Here is a 26,495-nt window from a genome sequence, read left to right as displayed (position 1 = left end):
ACATGACATTATTTTTGATACTAATCATTGCCCTTGTATTATTCAGCATTAATGCAGGGTATATACATATTCCTATTTCTGAAGTGTACGCAACGTTAACTGGGAACGGCACTGCTGCAAATGAGCTGACAATTCTCCAGTTCCGACTGCCGCGAATTGTGATTGCATTATTAGTAGGTGCGGGAATTGCTGTATCTGGCGCTATCTTGCAAGGCGTAACAAAAAATCCGATAGCTGACCCAGGTATTCTTGGAATTAATGCTGGAGCAGGCTTGGCAGTTGTACTCTATATGTTCTTCTTCCAAGGGACTGCATTCTTTTCAGGTCCATTAGCGATTTTTATCATGCCGCTTACTGCTTTAGTCGGAGCGTTTTTGGCCGCAATTTTCATCTATTTCTTTTCGATGAAAAATCGATCCGTTACCATTTCGCGCTTGCTTTTAGTTGGTATTGGTGTGAACGCCGCCTTCAATGCAGGACTAATTATTTTTCAAATGAAAATGGAGCCAGCGGATTTTACAGCTGCTTTAGTTTGGATTTCCGGCAGCATTTGGGGAACAAATTGGACATATGTGTTAGCTTTATGTCCCTGGATTTTTGTCTTTATCCCTCTTGCCATTTATAAATCAAACTATTTAAATATCCTAAATCTAAACGACTCGATAGGTATTGGATTAGGAATGAAAATCGAACGTGAGCGTCGACTCCTTTTAAGCATTGCGGTAATCTTAGCCGGGACATGTGTAGCAGTTGGAGGAGGCATTACATTTTTAGGTTTAATCATCCCACAAATCGTCCGTAGACTTGTTGGAGCAAATCACAAAAGGCTGATTCCTCTAACAGCTCTAGCAGGAGCATTATTCTTACTACTCGCAGACACTCTCGGAAGAATGTTTATGGCTCCTGCCGAGATTCCAGTGGGCTTAATTGTATCGCTTATCGGGGCACCTTATTTTATGTATTTGTTAATAAAGGGAAGATAAAATAAAAAGCATTTTCAGCTTGTTAAGTTTGTTTAACAACTGGAGATGCTTTTTATTGGATGATTACATTTGCTTACTAAGGAAAGTAGGCCACTTTTATATTCAAATAACAAAATAAAATAACCTACTATTTTGTTACACGCTTTCATCGTTATTTAAATAACTTCACCCTAGGTTTTCTTCGTCAACCTTGTTTACGTTAAAGATTTATTTCTATAATAAAAGCTCTTCAAGCTCTAGCTTCAAATCGAATGTTAGAAAAAATTCTACTACCAAACTAATATTCTCAATCTAAAATCAAAACTTCTCCCCTTCAGAGCTGATAGAATCAATCTACCCTACGGAATTTTCGTCAACCTTGTTTACAAGAATGCTCTCTCACTATAACAAGAACGCCCATTCATCTCTTGAAATAGGATCTCCTTATATTGTTCTATTACTAAAGCATTTTCAAACCGGTAGATTCCAAAATGAACGTAATCATTGGCATTATCACCCCACCCCTCAAGATTTTCGTCAACCTTGTTTACGAAATAACTTTCTTTCAATATTAATACTGGTAATGTAAAGGGAATTTATATGCTTACATATATAGTTAATGATCATATCCCCCTCCCCTCACACACTAAATAACTCTATCATCAACTTCTCTGAACCAGTATAATTCAAAAATGGAAATTCAGGATTGGAGGGCTACTTTTGAAAGAGAGCGGATTTTTCGTATACCATGTAGTCACAAGAAAAGAAATGAAGCTAGGGCAAGTAATTAACTTTGACCAAAACCAATATAATACCCTCTATCATTTCTTTTTCGAAGGTGAACAATTGAATTCCAAAGGTGAAGATTTTTTTCAGATTCTACAAAATCAACATACAATTGAAGGTCTGCACCTAAATAAAGAAGACACTGATGTTGCTATGAAGTATACAAGTAAAACTATTCGAGCGATAAGAGAATTGATCGTCGAAATGGTAAGACGACAAGAATATCCTGAATACCCTTCAAGACTAAGTTGTTTATATGCAGCCAAAACCTATGAAGATGCTTTGAAATGGAAAGATTTATTTACCTTTTATAAACGAAAGGTCTTGCAAATTGTTAAATTAAATGTAATCGGAGACTGTTTCGAAGGTGATGGAAACCTTCTACCAAAGGAAGATGGTGCTCCTTTTGATAAAAAATTCGAGCAAGCTCGAGCGTACTGGAAAGGGAATGTGCAAAACAACCTCCCTGAACTTTTGATTAACGGAAAAATCGAAGTGGTTGAAATTTTACACCAATTCAACTAATTATGAAAGAGGTGTCTATTTGAATAGAAAGTTAAGACTAGCTTGGATTATTCCTAACGTATTTTGTTACTTAATGGCTTTTGGTCTAACGTTCTTTGTAATAAGTAATTTGAAAGGATTAGAAGAGATACATAGGCTTTCAATCTATTTCGTTATGTTGTTTTTGCTTTTATCCGTCTCTTTATTTGGCAGCTATCGAATCTGGACATGGATTAAAAAAGGGAAAATGTAAAAATCAAAAATTGCGTAACAAAAACACTTGGATTGATGTCATCCAAGTGTTTCAATATGATCACCTTACATTAATTCCTTCGCTAACAAACGGTACACATTCAATCTTGCATCTTGTGAATGTGGGATTGTACAAATCATCGCTTCATCAAACCCGTATTCTTCTTGTTCTTGTAGTAATAGGTCTGCTACTTCTTGAGGTGTACCAACGAAGTGTTGGTTTCTGTTTTCCTCAATCCACATACGATCCATTTCGGTTAATGGATAATCCTTTGCTTCTTCCGGGGTCATTCTCAGTAAATCTACCTGTCCTCGATTAAATAAAAGCCGAGCAATATCAGCCGGCTTTGCTTGATACTCAGCTTCTTCCCTACTCTCTGCAACGGTTACAAAATAGGATACGATTATTTCAGGCTTCTCCATAAATGGTGATGGAATAAAGTTCGATTTATAGGCATCAAACACCTTTTTATTCATATAGCCATTAAAGAATTGGACATAGGAGTAACCCAATCCCATTTTCCCAGCTTGTACAGCACTATTTCCGCTTGAACCAAGTAACCAGCTTTGTGGAAGAACGATATTAGAAGGTGAAGCAATCACTCTTTGATAATATGGATTTTGTGGTGCTTGTTCATTTAAAAAATCCAAAGTCCATTGCAGCTTTTCATACAAATTATTTACTTGTGGTTGGCGTCCTTCAGCTAATGCATACATGGCGTAATTATCGCCCCCAGGAGCCCTGCCTGCTCCGAAATCTATTCGGCCCGGCGCTAGTGCACTTAATGTTTTAAACACTTCAGCAATTTTATATGGAGAATAGTGCATAATCATTGTTCCACCAGTGCCTACTCGAATTCGATTGGTTTTAGCTGCAATATACGAAGCTGTAATTTCTGGTGCTGAGCTAGCAAACCCCTTTGTGTTGTGATGCTCAGCCATCCAAATTCGCTCATAGCCTAACTCCTCTGCCACAACCGCCAATTCTACTGCTTTTGCTAAAGCATCTGATGCGGTATTCCCGCTCGTTATTGGTGCTTGATCTAATACACTTAATTTCATCTTTGAAGACTCCCTTCTCTATAAGCATCCCCAGATATGGTCCATACAAAAAACATATCAATGCTATCGGAATTAGTTTCATTGTAAGAAATAATGGACAATAAATCTAATTACATGCCTCTAGCATTGAACTTTTAATAATGTCGAATTGTTTTTAGCTATTCATTTTTTATCAGCAATGGATATTTTAAATGCCATCATACGACACACAACTATCAATAATATACTTTTTTGGTAAACCAGGTTGACAAAAATTCCAGCACCTCGATTTAATATATCAACCTAGAAAGGGAGCTATTCATATTTCCTACTTTAACTTTTAGTATGTTAGTAAATTAAATAATAGTTTCTCTTTCTCGACAATTTTATTTTCTACTATAGTTATACCGTCAACAAGGTTGACAAAAATTCCGTCACCCACCTTAATTAGGTCAACTATAAATGAACTCGCTTTTAAAAACCCACAATTCTAATAACTATAACAATAGATTAATTATCTTTCCTACCCTAATCGACATGAGGATTTTATTCATATAACAATATCGTCAATAAGGTTGACAAAAATTCCAGACCATTGAAGCTTATTAACTATACTTTGGGATTGGTCATGTAAATTTCCCTACTATTAAATCGCTTTCTTTATAAAATTTTAAAATTAGTTTCACATATCGACAATTAGCCCTTACAAATTTAGCCTATTCGTCAACCAAGGTTGACAAAAATTTGAATACTGCGTGTTATTACACCAACATCTATGAAGCCATAAAATTTCATCGAACTAAATTTCCGCACTACAATTCGGATGTGTTTTCAAGCTACCATTAATCCACCAAAATCGACACCTTTAAAGGAAAAGCATTATTTCTGAACTCCTCTTTCGAATCTGATTAGTTTATTTTATGGAATAAAATGGTTAAAATGAACTTTAGAAATCTAACAATCTACTAACAAGATCTGCTTAAGATAATAAAAAAATTTAAGAAAGAAGGGTGCTATCTTGGTAAATAAAGTTCAACTAGGAAAATCAGAGCTTTTTGTAAATCCTATCGGGTTAGGAGCCAATGCTGTTGGGGGACATAATCTATACCCAAATTTAGATGAGGAGATCGGTAAGGATTTAGTCCGGACATCCATTGATAACGGTATGAACTTTATCGATACCGCTTTTAGTTATGGACCCGAACGTTCAGAGGAATTAATTGCTGAAGTATTAAAAGAAAGCGGTAAACGTCACGATGTCATTATCGGAACAAAGATTGCTCAAAAATTTGTGGATGGCCAGACAGTAATCGATAATTCACCTGCCTTTTTACGTAGTGAAGTTGAGAAAAGTTTGAAACGTCTTCAAACTGATTATATCGATTTACTGTATATCCACTATCCGGATGAAGCTACACCTAAGGATGAAGCAATCGGGACATTAAAACAATTAAAGGATGAGGGGAAAATTCGTGCTATAGGCGTTTCTAATTTCTCAACTGAACAATTAAAAGAAGCAAATAAGGATGGCTATGTGGATGTTGTACAAGGAGAATATAATTTATTGAGCCGTTCAGCTGAATCAACCTATTTCCCTTATACAGTTGAAAATAACATTTCTTTCATACCCTACTTCCCACTAGCTTCTGGTTTACTTACTGGAAAATATACAACGAAGTCCACTTTCAATGATTTCCGTACAAGACTTCCTTATTTCCAAGAAGAGGTTTTTGCAAAAAATCTAGCGAAAGTAGAGCAGGTTCGGAATATCGCTCATCAAAAAGGAGTAGATGTTTCCCATGTTGTCTTGGCTTGGTACTTGAATCAGGAAGCAGTTACAGCCATCATTCCAGGTGCTAAAAACCCGGAGCAAGTGCTGAATAATTTAAAAACTCTGGATGTGCAGCTATCAAATGATGATATTTTAGCGATAGATACACTATTCAAGGCATAATAAAAAGGGTGATCCGAACATTTTGTTACGGTCACCCTTTCACTATTCCTCTTATATTAGTGATGTAGGTAGCGTTCCTAAAGTGAACAAGTAGTATACTACAATTAATAGAAGCACAATACCAGCAATAACCGGAATTACAGCAAGATGTTTCAGCCATCCTCTCTTTGTTAATTTGCCAATACCATACATCACTAGCCCCAAAGTTATTAAAGACACTGCCAGAATTAAGAAGAACATTATTTTTCACCTCCCTTTGTCCTACTCTATGAAAATAGAAAAAGAAAGGTGTGAGCATGTGACTAGGATATGCGAATACATATTTAAGGTTTAGCATATTAAATGAAAGACTATTATTTCAAAGCCCATATAGGCTTATTTCCATATAAGAAGCAAAACCGTACCAATTAAATTTGGCACGGCTTCATCTATCAATCAAGTGGTTCTAATTTATTTTCAATCTCTTGTCTTCTATCTTCCAGGAATGGAGGTAGAGCTAGTTCCTCACCTAAGTTTTTCACCTCTGCATCGACTGTAAATCCTGGACCGTCAGTAGCAATTTCAAAAAGGATGCCATTGGACTCCCTAAAATAGAGACTCTTAAAGTAAAAACGATCTACAATACCAGAAGAACGGAATCCGCGCATTTTTACTTGTTCATCCCAATAGGCTAATTCCTCATCGTCTTTTGCGCGTAACGCGAGATGGTGTATGCTTCCACGGCCTGGCTTCTCGCTTGGACCATCCAATTCCTTCACTAAAATTTCACCAAATGCCTGCCCTTCAATCGATTGTAAAAGGATTTGCTCCTCCGTACGCTCCAGTACAATAAAACCAAATAGTTCAGTCAATGTTCGCTCTAGTTTACCAGCATTTTTAACAGTAATTTCGATAGTACCCATCCCTAAAATTTGATGTTCCCTTGGCACGTTCGATTGATCCCACGTTGCCCAGAACTCTGGTACTTCCTCGCCTTTGTTATTCACAAGAATCATACGCAAGCCTTCTGGATCCTCAAAGAAAAGCGCTTCTCTGCCTGCGTAACGCGAGATTTCATCGTGTTTTACGTTTAGTTCTTCAAAGCGTGATTTCCAGTAATGTAAACTTTCTACTGACGGTACCAGAAGTCCAATCTGGGTAATCGCATTTGTACCTCGGTGAGTCCTTCCCACCATTGGGATTTCAAAGAATGTTAATCCTGTACCAGGACTTCCTACCAAGTCTCCAAAAAACAAATGATACATGGATGGATCGTCTTGATTGACCGATTTTTTCACTCTGCGTAACCCTAGAGTTTGTCTATAAAACTCATCATTTTTCTTTGCATTTTTCGAAATCATGGAAATATGATGATGACCTAAAATTGTTGGCATTTCCCTTCCCCCTTTTATCGATAATCCAAAGCCAATATTCCTTACAACCATATTATCTCGAATTCGAGATAAAATCAATCCATTGATTAACACTGCCCCACTATTATTTACACGTTCTAAATTTCTAAACAAAAACGCTCTCTACTTTTGTAGAGAGACGTTTTTGTTAAAAAAGATAACTTATTAATAATCCGATTGATAATAAGAATGAAAATAGAGTATTTGTTATAGCTGTTGATTTCATAGCAATTCGCATAAATTGCGGCTCTTTCTCACCTTTTTTAAATCCTTGAATAGCTGAAATGGGTTTCTTCACACTTAATAGTACAACTAATGCAAAAGGACTTACTGTGCCCATGAAAACAAGAACAGTAATCCAAAGATATGAGATGACAAAGGCAACTGCTAAAGAAAGAACAGCCTTATCTCTACCAAGAAGAATGGCCAATGTCTTGCGTCCACCTTTAGTGTCTTCTTCAATGTCACGGATATTGTTTGCCATATTGATGCCACCCACTAAAATCCCCGCCGGAATTGAAAGCAACACTGAAGTTAGCGTTAAATCACCAGCTTGAATAAAGTAAGCAATTAATACAAAGCCCGTCCCCATCAAGGCACCAGCAAATAATTCTCCAAATGGTGTGTAAGCAATCGGTAGTGGGCCACCTGTGTATAAATAGCCCACAGCCATACCAAATAATCCAATAACCACTAACCACCAGCTGCTATTCGCGCAAATATATACACCGATAAAAGCAGCCAATACATATAGCAGAATAGCTACTGTTAGTACATTTTTAGGCTTTAAACCATGACGTACAATTCCGCCGCCTATTCCGACAGATTCAGCTGTATCCAAACCTCGTTTAAAATCGTAATATTCATTAAATAGATTTGTTGCAATTTGCAGAGCTAGACAGGCAATCATCATTGCGATGAATAATAGCCAATCAATTTGAGTATTAAATAAAGCAATCACTGTTCCTAAAATAACAGGTGCAAATGTTGCCGTTAATGTATGTGGTCGAGTCATTTTCCACATTAATTTTGCGGGACTCATATTTTTTTCATTTTCCATGAATCTATTCAACTAACCTCTCTTTTATAGTTTTTCACATTCCTTCATTATATCAAATTCACACGAATGCTCAATCACGACTTCTCTATGTTTCTTGCGATCAAAATTTGACTGGATGGATTTTATTGGATACTCCTCTACACAACACAAAAAACACCCACAAATCTTTCTTGATTTGTGGGCATCCCCCTACTCACCTGTATAGACAAAATAATCGACTTGCATTGATTTAATAAATCCAGCTTTTTCGTAGACTGCTAGAGCTCGTTCGTTTTCAAGTTCTACGTCCAGCATGACAATTGAGTCGCCGTTACGCATTGCAAAATCTTTTACCCAATTTAATAAGGCAGTTCCTACGCCTAGCCCCTGTTTGTCTGGATGTACGGCTAATGCTGAAATGGATTGGGCATTCCCTTCCTTGGAAGAAGTAACTGTACCCACAATTTCTCCGTCCATTTCGGCTACCCACAACACTCTACCTTCTGACATCGTATTGTAGTGAATTAGCTCAATTGATTCTTCACGTAGATCCCCAAAGGCATTGCCAAAGATTTCTATTAAGGCCTCCTGATCGGTAGCCTCTAAATATGGGCGAATATGAATGGACTCAAGTGAATCCATCTCTTCAGGATGCGCTTCTAAGGTTGCTTCCGAAAAACTATAGGAATAACCATACTTTTCTACAAATCTACGACGGGGTGTATCATTTTCAATCACTAAGGCTAATTCTCCCTCAGCCCCTCGTTGATGCAAGCCATCACCAATCACTTTGAGCAATGCTTCATCCAAACCAATATCGCGGTACATTGGGGCAACTAAGATTGACCATTCATACGTATTTAATCCCATTTGGTCTGTAGCACTCGCTACACCAACTAGCTGATCTTGTTCATTATCATAGGCAAGGACAAAAAAGCCCTTTACATGAAAGTTAAGAGAATCCTGTAAACTTAAAACAGAACTATAATTATAGTTATCTGAAAGAATTGCCGATTCGCATAACGTTTTTATTTCATTATAAGTTTCCAGATCGATTGGAAACGACTGCGTAATGATTGAAAGGTTCATTTATAAAACTCTCCGATTCTTAAACTTATGCTTCTCATTTTAGATGAAGGCTCATACAGTCGCAAGGTCCTTTGAGGAATTACATGTAATTACCTAGCGCATTCATTTAATACCAGATTGACTAAGCATGCTAGCATAAATACCATTGTGCTCCATTAATTCCTTCTGTGTTCCTGATTCCATCACTTGCCCTTGCTGCATGACAAATACAACATCTGCATTTCGAATCGTATTAAGTCGATGGGCGATTACAAAGCTCGTTCTTCCTCTCATCAGTTCCTCTAGAGCTTGTTGGATTTTCAGCTCTGTCAAGGTATCAATACTACTTGTTGCCTCATCTAACAATAAAATCACCGGATCCGCTACAAAGGCTCTGGCAATGGAGAGAAGCTGCTTTTGCCCTTGTGAAATTTCGCTTCCATCAGCATTTAGAATCGTTTCATACCCATTTGGGAGTTTCATAATAAAGTCGTGGGCATTTGCTTTCTTACATGCCTCTTCAACCTCTTCCTTTGTTGCATCTAGCCGACCATAACGAATATTTTCATAAACGCTTGCTTCAAATAGGAATGAATCCTGTAATACAAAGGCCATTTGACTTCTTAGCGTTTGTCTCTTGATATCCTTAACATTCACACCATCAAACAAGACTTCTCCGCTTTCTACATCATAGAATCTAGCAATCAACTGCATAATGGTCGTTTTTCCCGCACCAGTTGCTCCAACTAATGCTGCCGTTTGACCAGGCTTCACATGATAATTTACATTTTTTAATGTATAGGCTTCTTCAGCTGATTCATATTTAAACGAAACATTGCGGAATTCAACTTCACCTAAAAGCTTATGCTGATAATCGACTATACCAGTATCCTCTTCCATCTTTTCATCCATAATTGAAAAAACTCGTTCTGCCCCTGCAATAGCTGATAAAACTGTATTCATCTGATTGGCCAAGTCATTTAAAGGTCGTGTAAATTGACGGGAGTATTCTGTAAAAATAACGATTGTCCCTATTGAAACATAACCGTTATAAGCTAATAGTCCACCAATTCCAGCGATAATAGCAAAGCTGATATTATTTAATAGGTTCATCACTTTAGGGATAAAACCGGAATAAGTAAGCGCCCAAAATCCGGTTCTTCGGTAACGTGCACTTTTTTCGCGAAATTCGTCCTTCACTCGTTCTTCCTGAGAAAATGCCTTCACGACCCGCTGCCCAGAAATCGTCTCCTCGATCATTCCATTTAAAGCACCTATCGCAGCTTGCTGTTCCTTAAATAACTTTCCTGTTCTTTTAGTAATCCAGCGAGTTGCCATAAACATGAAAGGAATAATCAGCATCGTTAACAATGTTAACAATGGACTTAAGGTTAGCATTACAATCACTGTACCTGTTAACGTCAGTAAACTTGAAAACACCTGGATAAAGGAAGTGTTTAAAGTAGCACTCACAGTTTCGATATCATTTGTTGCTCGACTCATTAATTCCCCATGCTGTCGTTTATCGAAATAGGTAACAGGTAAGTGCAATAAGTGATGAAACACCCCTGTACGCATTCGATAAATTGTTTCTTGTGCAATCCCAATCATCCAGAAGTTTTGGAAAAAGAGCGATAAAGCCAACACAATATAGATGAAGACTAGCCCAATGATCATTGGGAGCATTCCATCAAATTGATTTTTCAATACATATTCATCGATCATATGACCAATTAGATAAGGACCTAAAAGAGCCATCGCAGAACTCACAATAACCAATAGTAAGACAGCAATTAATAAAGCTCTTCTCTCATCCACAATTTTCCAAATTCGCAAAAGTGTATTTTTCCAGTTGTTTGCTCGTGGCCCCTTTTCCTTTTTGATGAGAGGACCTTTCACATCTTCCTTAGATAGGATGGGTTCATAGCCAAACGGTTTTCGTATGAATCTCATCACGCCTCACCCTCTTGCTCTTGTTGTGACATAACAATTTGATTGTAACGAGCATTTGTTTTGAGCAGTTCTTCATGTGTTCCATAACCAATTGCAAATCCTTCATCCAACAAAAGAATTCGATCCGCTCCTTTTGCAGTTCGAATCTTTTGGGTGACCACCAGCATTGTAGCTCGTTCCCCTTCTATCGCATCCCAGAAGGCAGTCTCTGTTTTTACATCCAACGCACTTGTACTATCATCCAAGATTAATATTGAAGAATTTCTTATTAGAGCACGAGCAATAGATAGGCGTTGTTTTTGTCCGCCGGAAAGATTAACCCCTTTTTGGCCAACTCTTGTATTATATCCATTCGGGAAACTTTCAACAGTTTGATGTATTTGAGCATTTGTAGTGGCAAGCACCACTTCATCCATAGAAGCACCCTGTTTACCCCAGCTTACATTTTCATAAATAGAACCTGTAAATAACATCGAGCTTTGTGGGACATAGCCGATAATCGCTCTTAGTTCTTCCAGTGACCAATCCTTTATATCTCGACCATTTACGAAGATTGCCCCCTTAGTTGGCTCGTAAAATCTCGGTAGCAGGTTAAGAAGCGTCGACTTACCTGCACCAGTTGCTCCCATGATCGCTAGCTTTTCGCCTGATTCAACAGAGAAGGAGATATCTTGAAGGACATTCTTTTTTGTATTTGGGTATTGGAAAGTTACATTTTCAAATCGAATCGCTTCATTGTCATCAGAATTTATACTTAACGGATTAGAAGAAGTAGCGTATGTCTCGGTTCCCTTTTCGATTAGAAGAATTTCCTCCATTCGTTCAGATGAAGCCTTTGCACGAGAGATGGCAATAATGATAAATGCAAACATCGAAAAAGAACCTGTCATTCTTAAAGCATAGTTGACAACTGCTACTAGCTCCCCTACCTGGGCATCACCGTTTCGAACATCCATTGAACCAAACCACAGAGCAGCTAATAAGCTTACATTCATGACAAATAATAATACCGGTTGAATAAGCTCCATTATTCGAAGGGCCTTCACTGTATCGAGCTGTAAATGGCTAGAAACCTTTTGAAACCTGCTATTTTCATAACCGCCGCGCATATAGGCTTTTACTAATCGAATTGCTTGCAAATTTTCCTGAAGAACCCGATTTACACGATCTAGCTTACTTTGCACTTCACTAAATAGATGTACACCTTTCTTCACAATAATCACTAAGAAAACAATCAAAATAGGTGTCCCTATTAGTAAAAACATTGCCATTTTTGGATTAACGAAAAATGCCATCACTAAACTTCCCAAAGCAGATAGTGGTGCTCGAATCATAATTCGCAGACTCATGAATAATACAGACTGCACCTGTTGCACATCACTTGTTAGCCTAGTAATCAATCCTGATGTAGGAAAGCGTAAATAAGTTGTCATCGTAAAGGCTTGAATCTTACTGAATAAAGCATTTCTCAAATCATAAGCAAAGCTTTGTGCTACATGAGATGAAAAATAGGAGTTAATTACACCACTAGCAAATGCAGCGAAGGCTAAAATTAGTAAGATTATCCCCCAAAACCCAATCGTTCCGATATCCTTTACGACAATTCCATCATCGATTATCTTTGCAATGATTAAAGGTTGGGTGAGCTCGACGACTAACTCAGTAAACATTAAAAATAATGCAATTAATACTGGCCATTTATATGGCTTTACATATGAAAAAACAGTTTTCAAAACATTCACCCCTAACTCTCATTCCATTGACACACTCTTGATGTTATTCTTCGTATGGAAAGTGATCACAATGTCGATTATATTTTTGTTTCGTAACCCGTAATATATATAAGCATAATGCAAAGCCTAAAAATTGCCAACCACCTAAAGTCGTAAGAAACTAATCCAAACGAGCAGATTGCTTTCCTTAGGCTAAAAACACAAAAAGACAAGATTTCGCATCACACAAGCTAATCGGAAAATACTTTATTCGTGACCCTAAATAGTTCGTTTTATCTATTATCAATCTTTTATTTAAATTTTTTCTACTCTAACATTACTTTTTTACCCCTAATGGTTTTTAAACAAAAACTTCCCAACACTTTAATAGTGACTATTTGCCACTAAATCTTTATAATAAATAGTATGAATTTACGGCTATTTAGGAGTGAGTAACGAATGAACCAAGAGAAAACAAACATGGCAATAGATGAAAACCTGGTAAATTTGTCCCCTTTCCCTTCTTTTGTACTAAATCGAAATGGTGAAGTACTTACTTGGAACGATTTAAGCAAGAAATACTTTGGTTATGAGGTGGAGGACTTTCTGATTACCCCTTCTGCCATTAAGACAGGTTTACTATCTTCTCTATCAGCGGAAGCCTACCAAAATCTGTTATTAGGAAAAGAGTCATTGCTTTTTGAAAAAGTTCAACTTTTAACAAAATCAGATACAATGACAGATTCAGCAATAATTACCTCAAATGTCTTGTTCAACAATGAACCTGCCGTTTTAGTTACGTGTATTTTAGAGGAGTCCTACACTCGAATGGATGACTCCATGCAAGTATTGAAGGATCTAATGAACGGCCTTTACTCTTCCTATATGGTAGTAACTATAGATGCAGAGGGATTGATTCTAAACTGTAACCAAAACTTTTTAACAATCAGTCACTGGACGCCAAAGCGAGTTTTAGGCAAAACATTCTGGCAGCTGTTTCCTGATACCGAAAGCAGTATGAAAGTTACGGATTCCATTTGGAAAACCATTAACTTAGGCCAGATATGGGAAGGTGATGTAGAAAAAATCACAAAGGATGGCTCACCTTATTGGGTGCATTTAACTGCTATCCCGACGTACTCACCGACTACGAAAAATTATGAATTTGTATTATTTGAAAAAGACATTACAAACGAAAGAAAAATGAAACATCAGCTTGAAAAGATTGCTTACATTGACCCAGAAACTGGCTTGATGAATGCTCACCGTTTGGAACAAGTAGTAAATGATATGATTGAAGAGAAACGTCACTTCTCTTTTGTTTATATTAGTATCGATAAATATTACACAATTAAAGAACTTCATAATAGTCAAATGGAAGAAAATTTAATTACAGAATTTACAAAAAGAATGAAAATATACTTCCAAGACAGTGAAATGGCTCGAATCAATGAGCATGAATTTGTGGTTATTACACCACTTGGCGAATGGTTTACTCAAGGGTTCTTAACTTATTTAAAACAAAACCCAATCTACACTGGAAATGTGGCTGTCCCTATTTCGATTAGTGGAGGTATTACACGTTCACCACAGGATCAGTCAACATTCCCACATTTAATGAAGGCATCACTTGCTACCATCGCTAATGTCCGTGAAGCAGGTGGAGATAATATTGTCTCATTATCAAATGCAACACATAAAGCGATTAACCGTAAATCAATTATCGAAAAACGATTATTACTGGCACTTGATCAACAAAATTTAAAGGTATTTTATCAACCACAAGTGGATATTCACACAGGTAAAATTTTGGCTGTTGAAGCATTGGTTCGTTGGGAAGATGATGAAATCGGGGTAGTAAAACCTGAAGAATTAATTCCTATCGCTGAGGAAACAGGGTTAATTAATAACATTGGATCATTCGTTATTGAAGAAGCATGTAAGCAAGCTGTTAAATGGGAGAAAGCAGGACTCGATTTAAAAGTAACGATTAACTTATCCGTTCGCGAATTCCGTGATAAAAACATGGCAAAATCGATTTTATCGACTTTAGAAAGCACACAATGCCCTGCTAATCTAATACAAATTGAAATTACAGAGAAATTTGCATTAGAGGCTGAGGCAGAGACGTCAATTATTAAACAAATGCGTCAGCTTGAAGAAGAGGGAATCGTCTTTATCCTTGATGATTTTGGTACAGGCTATGCGTCATTCCGTTATATGCAGCTTCTACCTATCGAAACTTTGAAAATCGATCAGACGTTTATTCATTCGCTTCTTCAGTCTGAAAAAACTCAACGATTAATACATGGAATGGTTCAATTCGGTAAATCTATGAACTTAACGGTGTTGGCAGAAGGTGTCGAAACGATAGAACAACAAAAACTTCTACAGGAGTATGGCTGTGACGCTATTCAAGGTTATCTGATTAGTAAACCTGTATCTGAAAAAGCAATTGCTCAGCTAACGTTAAACTCGGTCAAATAAATCTATTTTTAGCTAAGATAAATAAAAGAAAGGCTACCTACGAATTAAAAAGTAGCCTTTCTTTTTTATCGATTCTATTTTTGCCTTCTCTTTGCACGAGCAAAGGATTGCATTGAAGTAAGACCTGTTTTAAAAAACTTCATCATTAATTGGATAATTACTTCTGCAAACACAAGTCCCATAGCGATGGCACCTGAGATCATAAAGGCTCTCATCCCGTTTTGAATACCCATATTATAGTCTAGTTCTACAATATTACGCATAGTATTATATGCAATACCACCAGGAACTAGTGGAATAATTCCTGATACATTAAAGATAATCATCGGCATTTTAAAACGGCGGGCAAAAATTTGCGCCACGATTGCAACGACAAATGCCCCTATAAAGGATGCCTGTACTTCTGTTACATCAAATTGTATGAGCACATAATAAATTATCCACCCTATAGCTCCAACAAAACCGCAATAAGGAATCGCTTTAGTCGGTGCGTTAAAAATTACAGCAAAGCATGCCGTAAATATAAAACTAAATATTAATTGTATGATTAACTCCATATCCACTCTCCTAAAAAGCAACAATGACCGCTATGCCAGCACCAATTGCAAACGCTGTTAAAAATGCTTCAGCTCCTTTTGCAATTCCTGCTGTAAAGTGGCCAGCCATTAAATCTCGAACTGCATTTGTTATGACCAATCCTGGAACTAGAGGCATTACTGCTCCAACAATAATTTTATCCATCTCCGTCCCTAATCCAAAGTGGACTGCAAGAGAAGCAACTAAGCCCACAACTAATGCCGCAAGAAATTCCGAGAAAAATTTTACTTTAGTCATTTCTTGAATAACAGTCACAACGGCAAAACCTATCCCCCCTGCTACAAAGGCTGCCGGCATATCGGATTTATACCCGTTAAACAAAATTAAAAAGCAACTGCTGGCTATAGAGGCGGCTAACATCTGAATGTGAATTGGCAAGAAATAATTTGTTTTTTGTATCATTCTTAACTCGTCAAAGGCTTCTTCCAATGTTATCATTTGAACTGAAAGCTTACGAGAAACGTTATTGACTTTAGCAATCTTATGCAAATCAGTAATCCTTGTTGGAATTGAAGTAATTTTTGTTACCTGTCTTTTTCCTAATGATAGGATAATCCCTGTCGGTGTAACATAGCTTTGTGCATCTTCAATGTTTTGTGAGCGAGCCATTCGAAGCATCGTATCTTCCACCCTATAGGTTTCTGCACCACTTTCCATCATAAGCCGGCCAGCTAGTAATAAACAATCAAGGGCTAATTCATATTGTTGTTCTTTATTCATAAATTTTTCGTTAATCTCCTTTTTTCTCCATGCTCATATTATCGAACAGATTCACATATCTCAATACATATTTTTGTTTATTTTTAATTTAAGTAGAATAATTATTTAAACAGAAAGGAGCAAGACCATGAAACATCATAAATGGTTAGATGTTTTATTACTAAGTTCCATATGTATGTTAACTGCATTCATCGGGATGTTTATTTTCATATCTGGCGATTCAAAATACCAAGCTTCCACTGTTTCTGCTAGTAGCCCTCCTGAAGGCGCTCATGAAAATACTACAAAAGTAGAAATGGAGGAAAAGGGCAAAACGCCAACTTTATCAGTCGTTGAAGTTCCATCTGACTTTGATGGTATCCGCCTTTTTAATGAAACGCCGAACAATTCAACACCCCCCTATTCCATCATGTATCCAACAACAAAGTATGAAAAGATCAATAAAGAAATTACCAAATACATAGAGACTTCAAAACAACAATATCTATCAGCAGCCGAGCAGAAGAAAAAGGAAAATCCATACCTTAAAAGTAATCTAAAAATCCAAGTAAAGATTAGTAAATACAAGCAAGCCTATTACTCTATTATCTTTACGAAACAACTAGAATTAGAAGGTAAAAATATTGAAGAATCCTTTAATACTGTTGTCTTTAATGTAAAAACGGGAAATCGAATTTTTCCAAGGATTTTATTTAATCAGGATGTCTCCAATCTTGAAAAACTATCAAAATACGTTCGTCAAAAAATGCTGGAACAAAAAGGCTATAAAAAAAATATTAATCTCTCAAAATGGAATCATGCTTCCTATCCTTATTGGGAACGCTATGATCGTTTCGCTATCGAAAATGATTCATTAGTACTTTATTATAATAAAGGCGAGTTTTCGAATAAATCGATAGGATCTCCTTCACTCTCAATTCCATTGACATTTATTAACCCTATTTTAGCAGCTGAATTTCAAACTGAAACGAAGAGTGAAATTACAATTCTTACCTCTGATCAAAAGGGAAATGTGAGCAAACGGGTTGCTCTAACCTTTGATGATGGACCACACAAAAAAATTACGAATCAAATTTTAAATACGTTAGATAAATATCACGCAAAGGCAACGTTTTTCATGGTCGGGGAGCGAGTTGAAGGTAATGCATCTGTTGTAAAGGACGTATTAGCTCGTGGCCATGAGATCGGAAACCATACATGGGACCATGCAAGGCTAACAAAACTAACCTCCAAAAGTGTGCTATCAAAAGTAAGCTCCACGAATAATATAATCTATAAGGTAACTGGCCATTATCCTAGTGTTTTCCGCCCACCTTATGGAGCCAAGAATAAACAGGTTACGGATTTAATCAATATGCCCGTTGTCTTGTGGACAATTGATACATTGGATTGGAAGTATCGTGATTCTAGTAAGCTACTACCTATGGTTCAGAAGAATATTAAAAATAACGATATCATTTTAATGCACGATATTCACCAATCGACTGCCGATGGTTTAGAAAGTGTCTTAAATTATTTGCAAAAGCAAGGCTACGAATGCGTAACAGTGAGTGAAATTTTAGCCTCTCAAAAGTAAACGAATGTCATAATAATAAAGACTAGCATAAAAATGGCGATGAAAGAATCACTCTTTTCATCGCCTAATCTTTAGTTGATTTTCACACTACTAATTTCTTTGAATGTATCTAAGTTGTAGCTTTTCACTTCTTCTCTAGAAACCGTGTACAGCGTATCGTTAATATACATCAAACGAGAGACAAGCGATTCCCAATCCTCATATTCCTCGCCGTCTTCTGCAGGCTTCACTAAATCACCCTTTAATTTAATACCATTTTCTGCAGTAATCTCGTAAACAACAGCTCCAGAACCTTTATATTCAACATCATACTCACCTTTCCCTTCATAAACAATCACCGGGAAACCATAGTAGTTGTTCTTTTCATTTCTAAACAAGGCTTTGTGATTATATTCAACCTCTGAATGCGTACCACGTCCTCCTATTACAACGCTATCTTGTTCCTTTGGATTAGCGTAGTCCGTAATATCGAACAAGGACACTTTAATTCCCGTCGTTGTTGTAAATGGCTCTTTTGAAACACCATCCACCCTGTTTTCAGTATCATAGCCAATTCCTATCAAATGGTTTTCATCTAAAGGATGGAGATAATTACTGAAGCCTGGAATTTTTAATTCTCCCAACACTTCAGGCTTTTTCGGATTTTGCAGGTCAATTACAAATAAAGGATCTACCTGCTTAAAGGTTACAATATAGGCTTTATCCCCCATAAACCGAGCAGAGTAAATTTTTTCCCCCTTAGCAAGATCTGTTACCTCTCCTACTTTTTCTAGATTTTCATTATAGATAAATAAGTGATTCTTGGTAGGTTCATCTGCATCTCCAAAAATATTCCCTTCTGTTGTTGCCACGCGGAAATAACCATCATGTTCATCCATCGAAAATTGATTTAGTATCGACCCCTTTATAGATGTAGTTGCTTTAAATTCTACATCCGTCCCATCAATGGAAAATTTATAGATTTCCGTATCTGATGCTAAAGCCGGCATGATTGCCATATCTGAAGCAATTTTTGACGAACTGTTCTCTTCAAAAGTTGTTATCGGCAAGTAGTTTACAGCTGTTAAATATAACGCTTCCTTGGACATATAGAGGGCAGAACTCCCACCTAAAAATCCTTTTGTTTCGATTTTTTCGTTTTCAAAATTAGCTAAGTCAATGGCAGTAATAACCGTATAATTCGGTTCACTTGAGCCAGGTAGAATCGTTAATTTTTCAATTTCCATCGGCTCCAACTCTTCACCTTCCGCACTATCATAGATATACGGTCGAAGCTCAACATCACTCTGTTCCGCCAGCAACCAGTAATCCGGCGTTTTATTTGTCACGATATACAGTGTATTGTCGTATTTACGAACGCCATTTACATATCCATCTTGCCCAATTTCTCTAATCAATTTCGGCTTCGCTGCATCCTTTACATTGTAAAAGGAAGCCTTTGTCATACTAATCCCACTTACATATCCATCCTTTTTCGTCTCAATGTATTGATCGGTAATGACTATCAGAATATCGTTATGAACCATTAATTGGGTCGGATAGCTATTTGAGTCTAATGTGATTTTACTTGCGATTTTTAAATTTGGCTTCGTTGCATCTGTTATGACAACCTGATTATCAAGGATGGAATAGATAAATTTACCATCAGTTGCAACAATATCACCTTCTTCAATGTCATCAACTTGGTTATTTGTTGTAGAATGGGTTGACCCAGCTCCCGCTCCTGAACTCGCCTTATCAGACGCCTCGTTAAAAGTTGCTACCTCTTCAATTTCCTCTGTAGCTCCTGTTGAGAGATCTTGATTTTTTGATTCTCTGTTTAAAATAGTATGGAAGTAGTCTTGTAAATCTTGAACTGATGAAATCTTCTCTATTTCCTCGATGACTTTAAATTCAATCACCTGTTTTTTAGTATTTAATGATTTTTTTTCAAATGCTTTTTCTTCAATATGCAGAACATATTGACCTGGCTTTAAATCTTCAACCGTTAGCGATTGTTGGTTTTCCTGTAGTGTAATGGTTGCATTCACCCTGTCTCCATCGGAATTGGTTACAAAAATTGCTCGATCCTTAATACTGTTCTCCGCAACGGCTTTAGAAAAGTGAACATGATAAGGCTGCTTTACCATGACAGTTGATGCACTCATTACTTCAAGTTTTTGCCCAAAAAAGAAGAATACAACACTAGAAATAATCGCAATCGTTACTACTAATATACCCCCTGCAAAAATCCTTCGTTTCAAGTAGCTCACTCCTTTATTTTTTTTGTTTAATCGATTAGACTTTCATAATTTGAATTCGTTTCACCCTTTACAAATAAATTTTTAGTAATAAAAAATGAGTGAGCCCCTTTGTACTTTATCATCAATCCTATTTGACGAAGCTATGGTACAAAGTGAAAAAACCCTAAAGCTAGTTGAACTAACTTTAGGGTTTCTTGGCTGTTAAATTTGAACTGTTACCATTTTACAATAGTGGAGCGGTGGGAGGTTTCCTTGATCATAACACCGCGTTTTGCCATTTCTTCAATATATTCTTTTCCTGGTACAATGGATTCCGGAGGGAAAACGCCACGTTCTTGGATAACACCACTACCAATCATGACTGCTGCTGTTGCAATCGTGCAAGCTGTAGCACGTGCCATTGCAGTCATAGTCGTTTCTTGATCGCGTTTAATATTTAATTCGTATTCATAGGTTACTTGCTCCCCTGATTTTTCACCAGCTACAATCACCCGTAATAATACTGCATCTTCCTTATCCCCTAATTCCAGCTTTTTCTTTAAGGCCTCACGTACAACGTTTCGAACCAACATTGGCTGCCCATCAACTTCGACTAAATTATCTTTACTCAAGAATCCTAACTCATTAAGAAGCTTGAATTGCTCAGCATGCCCTTTATAACGAATTGTTTTATACTCTAAAGTCTTAACGTTTGGAAATGTATTAATAAGTGTTGATGTACCACCCGAAGTATAGAAGGCTTCCAGCACACCAAAATGATCGAAATAGATAGGCTCAACTCCAGAAAGAGATGGAACTTCTGTAAGTTTTCCTCCCTGAATCACCTTCGCTGGCTCTGTATAGTGGTCAAATACACCCTCAAGCGAGAAGACCAATGTATAATTTAAAGGAGGTTCCGGTTTAGTAGGGATCCCCCCCACATAAAGTTTAATGGACTCTACAGAATCTAACTTAGAAACACCATATCCTGCTAAAATATTAATCATACCCGGTGCCACACCTAAGTCTGGTATTAATGTGACATTTTTTTCTTTTGCCTCATCTTGAAGAGTAAGTAGATATTCCGTTACTTCCCCAATATGTCCTCCTAAATCAACGGAATGAACGCCTACTTCAATAGCTGTTTTGGCTACAACTTTATTAAATTCATAGAAAAGTGCATTAACACAAACTTCTCCTTTAGACATGACCGTGCGAAGCTCTTCTTCGTTTCTTGCATTTAATGCCACTACTTCAATTTTTTCCGATTGAAGTGAGTCAACAAATTTTTGAGCCGCAGATGTATCAATGTCTGCTAAAAACACTTTCTCTACTTTTTCGCTTGAATTTAAATCCCGTGCAACTTCTTTCCCCATCAAGCCAGCGCCTAAAACGACAACTTTCATAACAACATCCCCTTTTCGCTGTTTAGTTTTCTGTATCAATTTGCGCTCGTTGTAGCTTCCCACTATAATCTACGTAGATACTTTTCCATTCTGTATAAACATCTAATGCCGCTTGACCTGAGTCACGGTGCCCATTTCCAGTTCCCTTTGTGCCCCCAAATGGCAAATGGATTTCCGCTCCTGTTGTTCCCGCATTGACATACACAATTCCTGTATCCAGATCTCTTTGGGCTTTAAATATTTTATTAACATCTTGGGAGAAGATAGAACTCGACAAGCCAAATTTCACACTGTTATTTACTTCGATGGCTTCTTCCAAACTAGCAACTTCAAGGACACTTAATACTGGACCAAAAATCTCTTCTTGTGCGATGACCATATCATTTTTCACGTCAGTGAAAACGGTAGGCTCAAAGTAAAAGCCTTTATCAAAAGGAGGTGCTGTTAACGTTCTGCCACCAACAAGTAATGTAGCACCTTCTTGTTTTCCAATTTCAACGTAATGATTGATTTTTTCTAAAGCAGCCCCGTTAATGACAGGACCGATTTTATTATTCGAATCCAGACCATCCCCAATTGTTAATTTACTAATCTCTTCAACTAGCATTTGTTCTAGTTTGTTTTTTACATTTTTTTGGACAATGACTCGACTGCAAGCGGTACAGCGCTGTCCTGCTGTACCAAAAGCGCTCCAAATGATGCCTTCCACAGCTAGCTGCAGATCAGCATCCTCCATCACAATGACCGCATTTTTGCCGCCCATCTCAAGTGAAACTTTTTTTAGATGTCTGCCACCTAATTCGGCTATTTTACTTCCCGTTTCAGTAGAACCAGTAAATGAAATCACTTTTACATCTGGATGTTCGATTAGCTCAGTCCCAACTGTAGAGCCCGCACCGAAAACAACATTTGCTACACCATCAGGCAAGCCTACTTCTTCAAATATTTTAGCCATTTCATAGGCCATCATAGGTGTTTCGGTTGCCGGTTTCCATACAAATGTATTTCCTGAAACGATTGCTGGGAAGGATTTCCATGTCGCAATTGCAATTGGAAAATTCCATGGTGTAATAAGCCCTACAACCCCAATCGGCGCTCGAACACTCATTGCAAATTTGTCGGCAAGCTCAGAAGGAGTTGTTTCACCAAATAATCTTCTGCCTTCCCCCGCCATATAAAATGCCATATCAATACCTTCTTGGACTTCACCACGCGCTTCTTCAATTACCTTTCCCATTTCCTTTGTTAAAATTTGAGCCAGATATTCCTTTTTTTCTCTTAATTTATATCCAATTTCATATAAAAAATCAGCTCGTTTTGGAGCTGGCGTCAGTGCCCAAGACTTTTGCGCCTTTTTAGCAGCAGCAACAGCTTCTGCAACTTGTGCTTTGGTTGATAACGGTACTCTTGCAAGCTGGTCACTGTTGGCAGGATTTACTACAGGAATTGTTTGAAGGTCATCATTAGCCTGCCATTTACCACCGATAAAGTTTTGAAGTTCCATAAACATCCCCCTTGTATTTTCGCTCGAATTATCACTTATATCGTTCTTTATTCTATTTTCCCTTCCGAAACCCCTCTTTATAGATTATTAAATCAAAGGAAAAATTATTAAATGAAACTTTTAAAGAGGGAAAACGTAACCTTAGATGGTATATATTTATTATTAATATTAGGAGGTTATGAATGATGAACAATCATGAAATAGATTTCAAATTGTATGGTGACGATATGCAATTTGTTGAAGTCGAATTAGATCCAAATGAAACTGCGATTGCTGAAGCAGGCAGCTTAATGATGATGGATGAATCCATCAAAATGGAAACAATTTTTGGTGACGGCTCTAAAAATAGCGGTGGTCTAATGGGCAAATTGATGGGTGCCGGAAAACGTATGCTTACTGGTGAAAGCCTATTTATGACTACTTTCACAAACGTTGGCCAAGGTAAAAAACATGTCTATTTTGCCTCTCCATACCCAGGTAAAATAATACCAATGGACTTAAGTGTGTATAATGGCAAAATAATTTGTCAAAAGGATGCGTTTTTAGCTGCTGCAAAAGGCGTGTCTGTCGGTATTGAGTTCCAACGTAAAATTGGCGCTGGTTTCTTCGGTGGAGAAGGATTCATCATGCAAAAGCTTGAGGGTGATGGTATGGCCTTTATTCATGCGAGTGGTGCAATCAAAAGAATCGGTCTGCAACCAGGTCAGAAAATTCTTGTAGATACTGGCTGTCTTGTGGCTATGACTTCAGATGTTGACTATAACATTGAACCTGTGAGCGGCGTTAAAACTGCCCTATTTGGTGGAGAAGGAATTTTCCTAGCCTCATTACGTGGTCCTGGAACTGTATGGGTTCAATCACTGCCATTTAGCCGTTTAGCTAGCCGTGTATTCGCAGCTGCTCCTGTTTCCCAAGGCGGCGGCGGTCATAATGCCGGCGAGGGCGGACTCGGTGGATTGTTTAATATGTTCAATAAGTAATTTTAGTGGTAATGAGAGTCTCTTCTACAAAGAGACTCTCATACTGTTGACAAACGCTCGCATACTAAGTAGATTGACTTGATCGCCCCCTCATGAACATTAAGTTCCATTCGGATCTTCACTCGACTTCCCGCCTTGTCCGACAAGCATTTTCGAGACAGTCTGGGTAAACTTACTTTTAATATGAATTTTTTTAAAAACGACTAATCGTCTCTTTTAGTGTTGTAGAAGCAAATTCAAGCTGTTCGATAGAAACTCCTATATTTTCAACAATATTTGATAACTCCCCTATTTGCTGTCCTACGTTTTCAAAATCTAAAATGGTGGCATCAACAGAGGATGAGATTTTTTCAAAAGATCTCAACGATTTTTCATTTTGCTCAATACCATCCTCTACTAAATTTTGAATTTGATGAATGGATTCTATCACTTGAGAGGTTGCAACGCTCGACATGCCAATTAACGATGCAATTTTTTCAACGGATTGCTTTGTTTGATCGGCTAGCTTTCTTACTTCATCTGCAACAACAGCAAATCCCTTCCCATGCTCTCCAGCACGAGCAGCTTCTATAGCAGAGTTTAAAGCCAATAGATTCGTTTGCCCTGCAATATTTTTGACAATCTCAACAACTGCTTGAATTTCTGATGAAGAATGATTTAGATCCTCAACCAATTTTGTCATAATAATGGTATTTTTATTGATTTCTTTTGTTTGCCTGCTTAAATGCTGAAGTTGTTCATAGCCTTCTCCAGATGCTTTTTTTGTCCCTTGAGCATCCTGAATACTGCTTCTCAATAATTCTATTACCTCTTTGGTATTGGCAACCAACTCAGTAACTGTACTATTTGTAGCTAACGATTGATTTTCAAGAGTCACCGAGATACTTCCAATTACTTCCTTCACTTCTGCTTTCACATTTTGTTGCTGTTCCTTCAAGGCATTCGAAGCAACTTGGTCATATTCATCTAAGACAATTTGCTGCTCAAAGCTAAAAATCTTCCTTACCGCTTGAATCGCTCTTTGTGTTTCAATGTAATCCAGGTTTAAACCAAAAAGCATTTCTTGAATTTTAGCTTCTAGATTATAAAAAGATGCAAGATACCATTTGGTTGTTAACCCTATTAACACATGCATGTTTGCAACTTTTCTTCTCACTTCAATAAACCGATCATCAATACGCCCATCAAACATCTCAATCATATGGCGCTTGAGTGTTTGGTGCAGTTTTTCAGAACTACTATAAGTGGCGATCTTGTTCTGGAATTCGACACCAGTTCCGATTGCCTCATAAAAGATTTCGACAATTTCATGGATTTCTAGTTCTACATATGGTTTTAAAAACCGAATGATTTGTAGATCTTCTTCATCTAGCCCGATAATTTTAAGCTGAAGTAAAAGATCTGGCTCTTGAACAAAAATGCCAACATTAGGGTAACGCTCTTTAAATAATGATATTTTGGCCTCTTTTTTCTTTAAAGCGAACAAATGGTTCACCCCTTAAGTATTTATTTAGTAACACTCTATAAATCTACCCTGCAAAGAAATATGTAATAAAAGTAATAAAAAGGAACTATCCTGACATCTCAAATATAAGGTTAGTTTTTTTAACATTCAATATTTTTTATGAATTTACACAAAAAATTAATATTATAGCTATCGAAAGACAAAAATTTACTGTGACTTTTATCACACCTCAACCTATATTTACAAAGTCGTTTTCCAGCTCAAAAAAGGAACTCCCATTATTCAGGAAGTTCCCTTTTGCAAGCTAGAGTATTTTAATCATGTATTAAAAGATAAAAGTACTTTTTGTCTCTTAGACATAAACCCCTTCACACGTTCCAGCGGTTGGTTCATAAAAGCAATGGTTCTTAAATTGTCCGGTTAGTGGTTGATTATACCAAGTTGGAGGGCATTCTGCATACGGATTAAAATACCAAAGGGCATATTTTGCTGGGTGTTCTCTCCAATAATCCAAAACCTGTCTCGCTAGTCTTTGTTCGTTTGCTCTTGCTCGATTATAAAATAAATTCCCTTTTTGAACCGCTTCAAAGGAGTAATTGCCTCCCTGCACCTGATAAATTACGTCCTCAACCGATCGTAACCCTCTAAAGTCTAGGCAATTCGACACAAGTCGATTTACAATTACATTTCCAACATAAAGCATTCCTTGATTTCCTTCACCTTCTGCTTCCGCTCTCATCATCCTTGCGATTAAGTCAACGTCAACATCTCGGTATTTTGCTCTCGCCATTTTCTCACCCCAAAACTATAGTATGAAGAAAAGTGTAAGAAGATGTCATAATTTAAAATATCGACCACTTTACTGCTATAAAGGTT

General features: G+C 37.2%; 20 protein-coding genes. 7 read left to right on the top strand and 13 right to left on the bottom strand.

Translation table 11 applies throughout. The features are described 5' to 3' along the window. The first annotated feature begins 2 nt into the window (after positions 1-2). The 3 genes from C1N55_RS01645 (at position 3) to C1N55_RS01635 (ending at position 2,505) form a co-directional block, all read left to right on the top strand. The gene (locus C1N55_RS01645) at positions 3-983 is read left to right on the top strand and encodes a FecCD family ABC transporter permease (protein WP_137727188.1); all 981 of its coding nucleotides are present in this window, start codon (positions 3-5) and stop codon (positions 981-983) included. Positions 984-1,730: 747 nt separating this feature from the next. Next, positions 1,731-2,273, top strand: coding sequence for a DUF2441 domain-containing protein (locus tag C1N55_RS01640; protein ID WP_370452609.1), 543 nt, complete (start codon positions 1,731-1,733; stop codon positions 2,271-2,273). Between the two features lie 19 nt (positions 2,274-2,292). Next, the gene (locus C1N55_RS01635) at positions 2,293-2,505 is read left to right on the top strand and encodes a hypothetical protein (RefSeq protein ID WP_137727186.1); all 213 of its coding nucleotides are present in this window, start codon (positions 2,293-2,295) and stop codon (positions 2,503-2,505) included. 65 nt (positions 2,506-2,570) lie between these two features. Here C1N55_RS01635 and C1N55_RS01630 read toward each other — a convergent pair whose 3' ends face one another. Further along, positions 2,571-3,566, bottom strand: a complete 996-nt coding sequence (locus tag C1N55_RS01630; RefSeq protein WP_137727185.1) for an LLM class flavin-dependent oxidoreductase — start codon at positions 3,564-3,566, stop codon at positions 2,571-2,573. 997 nt (positions 3,567-4,563) lie between these two features. Here C1N55_RS01630 and C1N55_RS01625 point away from each other — a divergent pair. Then, positions 4,564-5,499, top strand: coding sequence for an aldo/keto reductase (locus C1N55_RS01625; RefSeq protein WP_137727184.1), 936 nt, complete (start codon positions 4,564-4,566; stop codon positions 5,497-5,499). 431 nt (positions 5,500-5,930) lie between these two features. Here the strand turns inward: C1N55_RS01625 and C1N55_RS01615 are convergent, their stop codons facing one another. The 5 genes from C1N55_RS01615 to C1N55_RS01595 form a co-directional block, all read right to left on the bottom strand. Beyond that, the gene (locus tag C1N55_RS01615) at positions 5,931-6,872 is read right to left on the bottom strand and encodes a ring-cleaving dioxygenase (RefSeq protein ID WP_137730492.1); all 942 of its coding nucleotides are present in this window, start codon (positions 6,870-6,872) and stop codon (positions 5,931-5,933) included. A gap of 166 nt (positions 6,873-7,038) precedes the next feature. Then, a complete protein-coding gene (locus C1N55_RS01610; RefSeq protein WP_137727182.1) occupies positions 7,039-7,950 on the bottom strand; it encodes a 1,4-dihydroxy-2-naphthoate polyprenyltransferase in 912 nt (303 codons plus the stop codon). A gap of 189 nt (positions 7,951-8,139) precedes the next feature. After that, positions 8,140-9,018, bottom strand: a complete 879-nt coding sequence (locus tag C1N55_RS01605) for a GNAT family N-acetyltransferase (RefSeq protein WP_137727181.1) — start codon at positions 9,016-9,018, stop codon at positions 8,140-8,142. A 102-nt stretch (positions 9,019-9,120) separates the two neighbouring features. Continuing rightward, positions 9,121-10,950, bottom strand: a complete 1,830-nt coding sequence (locus C1N55_RS01600; RefSeq protein WP_137730491.1) for an ABC transporter ATP-binding protein — start codon at positions 10,948-10,950, stop codon at positions 9,121-9,123. Beyond that, on the bottom strand, positions 10,950-12,683 hold the full coding sequence (locus C1N55_RS01595; RefSeq protein WP_137727180.1) for an ABC transporter ATP-binding protein: 1,734 nt from the start codon (positions 12,681-12,683) through the stop codon (positions 10,950-10,952). Before C1N55_RS01595 ends, C1N55_RS01600 begins: the two co-directional genes overlap by 1 nt. Before the next feature lie 438 nt (positions 12,684-13,121). Between C1N55_RS01595 and C1N55_RS01590 the strand changes: the two genes are divergently transcribed. Further along, positions 13,122-15,149: an EAL domain-containing protein gene (locus tag C1N55_RS01590; RefSeq protein WP_137727179.1), complete on the top strand. Its 2,028-nt coding sequence runs from the start codon at positions 13,122-13,124 to the stop codon at positions 15,147-15,149. Positions 15,150-15,223: 74 nt separating this feature from the next. Here the strand turns inward: C1N55_RS01590 and C1N55_RS01585 are convergent, their stop codons facing one another. Together C1N55_RS01585 and C1N55_RS01580 are read right to left on the bottom strand one after the other, a co-directional pair. Next, positions 15,224-15,706: a threonine/serine exporter family protein gene (locus tag C1N55_RS01585; RefSeq protein WP_137727178.1), complete on the bottom strand. Its 483-nt coding sequence runs from the start codon at positions 15,704-15,706 to the stop codon at positions 15,224-15,226. Positions 15,707-15,716: 10 nt separating this feature from the next. After that, positions 15,717-16,466, bottom strand: coding sequence for a threonine/serine exporter family protein (locus C1N55_RS01580; RefSeq protein ID WP_137727177.1), 750 nt, complete (start codon positions 16,464-16,466; stop codon positions 15,717-15,719). A 127-nt stretch (positions 16,467-16,593) separates the two neighbouring features. Between C1N55_RS01580 and C1N55_RS20705 the strand changes: the two genes are divergently transcribed. Continuing rightward, positions 16,594-18,042, top strand: coding sequence for a polysaccharide deacetylase family protein (locus C1N55_RS20705; RefSeq protein WP_240758349.1), 1,449 nt, complete (start codon positions 16,594-16,596; stop codon positions 18,040-18,042). Positions 18,043-18,113: 71 nt separating this feature from the next. Here the strand turns inward: C1N55_RS20705 and C1N55_RS01570 are convergent, their stop codons facing one another. The 3 genes from C1N55_RS01570 to C1N55_RS01560 all read right to left on the bottom strand — a co-directional run bounded on the left by C1N55_RS01570 (position 18,114) and on the right by C1N55_RS01560 (position 23,174). Further along, positions 18,114-20,285 (bottom strand): beta-propeller domain-containing protein, encoded by a 2,172-nt coding sequence (locus C1N55_RS01570; RefSeq protein ID WP_137727176.1) that lies wholly within the window; start codon positions 20,283-20,285, stop codon positions 18,114-18,116. 215 nt (positions 20,286-20,500) lie between these two features. Then, positions 20,501-21,670: a saccharopine dehydrogenase family protein gene (locus C1N55_RS01565; protein WP_137727175.1), complete on the bottom strand. Its 1,170-nt coding sequence runs from the start codon at positions 21,668-21,670 to the stop codon at positions 20,501-20,503. Positions 21,671-21,692: 22 nt separating this feature from the next. Then, positions 21,693-23,174, bottom strand: a complete 1,482-nt coding sequence (locus C1N55_RS01560) for an aldehyde dehydrogenase family protein (RefSeq protein ID WP_137727174.1) — start codon at positions 23,172-23,174, stop codon at positions 21,693-21,695. 185 nt (positions 23,175-23,359) lie between these two features. Here C1N55_RS01560 and C1N55_RS01555 point away from each other — a divergent pair, with 185 nt between their 5' ends. Next, positions 23,360-24,154: a TIGR00266 family protein gene (locus tag C1N55_RS01555; protein WP_137730489.1), complete on the top strand. Its 795-nt coding sequence runs from the start codon at positions 23,360-23,362 to the stop codon at positions 24,152-24,154. A 193-nt stretch (positions 24,155-24,347) separates the two neighbouring features. Here the strand turns inward: C1N55_RS01555 and C1N55_RS01550 are convergent, their stop codons facing one another. After that, positions 24,348-25,649 carry a methyl-accepting chemotaxis protein gene (locus C1N55_RS01550; RefSeq protein ID WP_240758348.1) on the bottom strand — a complete coding sequence of 434 codons (1,302 nt, stop codon included), beginning with the start codon at positions 25,647-25,649 and terminating at the stop codon, positions 24,348-24,350. A gap of 322 nt (positions 25,650-25,971) precedes the next feature. After that, positions 25,972-26,409, bottom strand: a complete 438-nt coding sequence (locus tag C1N55_RS01545) for a cell wall hydrolase (RefSeq protein WP_137727172.1) — start codon at positions 26,407-26,409, stop codon at positions 25,972-25,974. Between the last annotated feature and the right edge of the window lie 86 nt (positions 26,410-26,495).

Origin of the sequence: Lysinibacillus sp. SGAir0095 (genome assembly GCF_005491425.1) — a bacterium.
Taxonomy (GTDB): domain Bacteria; phylum Bacillota; class Bacilli; order Bacillales_A; family Planococcaceae; genus Ureibacillus.
Note: the sequence above shows the minus strand (reverse complement) of the source record. Positions and strands in the feature narration are given on the sequence as shown.

Bases quoted from the DNA above. Each gene is read 5' to 3' on its own strand.
- C1N55_RS01545 (WP_137727172.1), bottom strand. From the start codon at position 26,409: ATGGCGAGAGCAAAATACCGAGATGTTGACGTTGACTTAATCGCAAGG.
- C1N55_RS01630 (WP_137727185.1), bottom strand. From the start codon at position 3,566: ATGAAATTAAGTGTATTAGATCAAGCACCAATAACGAGCGGGAATACC.
- C1N55_RS01645 (WP_137727188.1), top strand. From the start codon at position 3: ATGACATTATTTTTGATACTAATCATTGCCCTTGTATTATTCAGCATT.
- C1N55_RS01610 (WP_137727182.1), bottom strand. From the start codon at position 7,950: ATGGAAAATGAAAAAAATATGAGTCCCGCAAAATTAATGTGGAAAATG.
- C1N55_RS01560 (WP_137727174.1), bottom strand. From the start codon at position 23,174: ATGGAACTTCAAAACTTTATCGGTGGTAAATGGCAGGCTAATGATGAC.
- C1N55_RS01590 (WP_137727179.1), top strand. From the start codon at position 13,122: ATGAACCAAGAGAAAACAAACATGGCAATAGATGAAAACCTGGTAAAT.
- C1N55_RS20705 (WP_240758349.1), top strand. From the start codon at position 16,594: ATGAAACATCATAAATGGTTAGATGTTTTATTACTAAGTTCCATATGT.
- C1N55_RS01555 (WP_137730489.1), top strand. From the start codon at position 23,360: ATGAACAATCATGAAATAGATTTCAAATTGTATGGTGACGATATGCAA.
- C1N55_RS01605 (WP_137727181.1), bottom strand. From the start codon at position 9,018: ATGAACCTTTCAATCATTACGCAGTCGTTTCCAATCGATCTGGAAACT.
- C1N55_RS01640 (WP_370452609.1), top strand. From the start codon at position 1,731: ATGAAGCTAGGGCAAGTAATTAACTTTGACCAAAACCAATATAATACC.
- C1N55_RS01615 (WP_137730492.1), bottom strand. From the start codon at position 6,872: ATGCCAACAATTTTAGGTCATCATCATATTTCCATGATTTCGAAAAAT.
- C1N55_RS01580 (WP_137727177.1), bottom strand. From the start codon at position 16,466: ATGAATAAAGAACAACAATATGAATTAGCCCTTGATTGTTTATTACTA.
- C1N55_RS01565 (WP_137727175.1), bottom strand. From the start codon at position 21,670: ATGAAAGTTGTCGTTTTAGGCGCTGGCTTGATGGGGAAAGAAGTTGCA.
- C1N55_RS01600 (WP_137730491.1), bottom strand. From the start codon at position 10,950: ATGAGATTCATACGAAAACCGTTTGGCTATGAACCCATCCTATCTAAG.
- C1N55_RS01585 (WP_137727178.1), bottom strand. From the start codon at position 15,706: ATGGAGTTAATCATACAATTAATATTTAGTTTTATATTTACGGCATGC.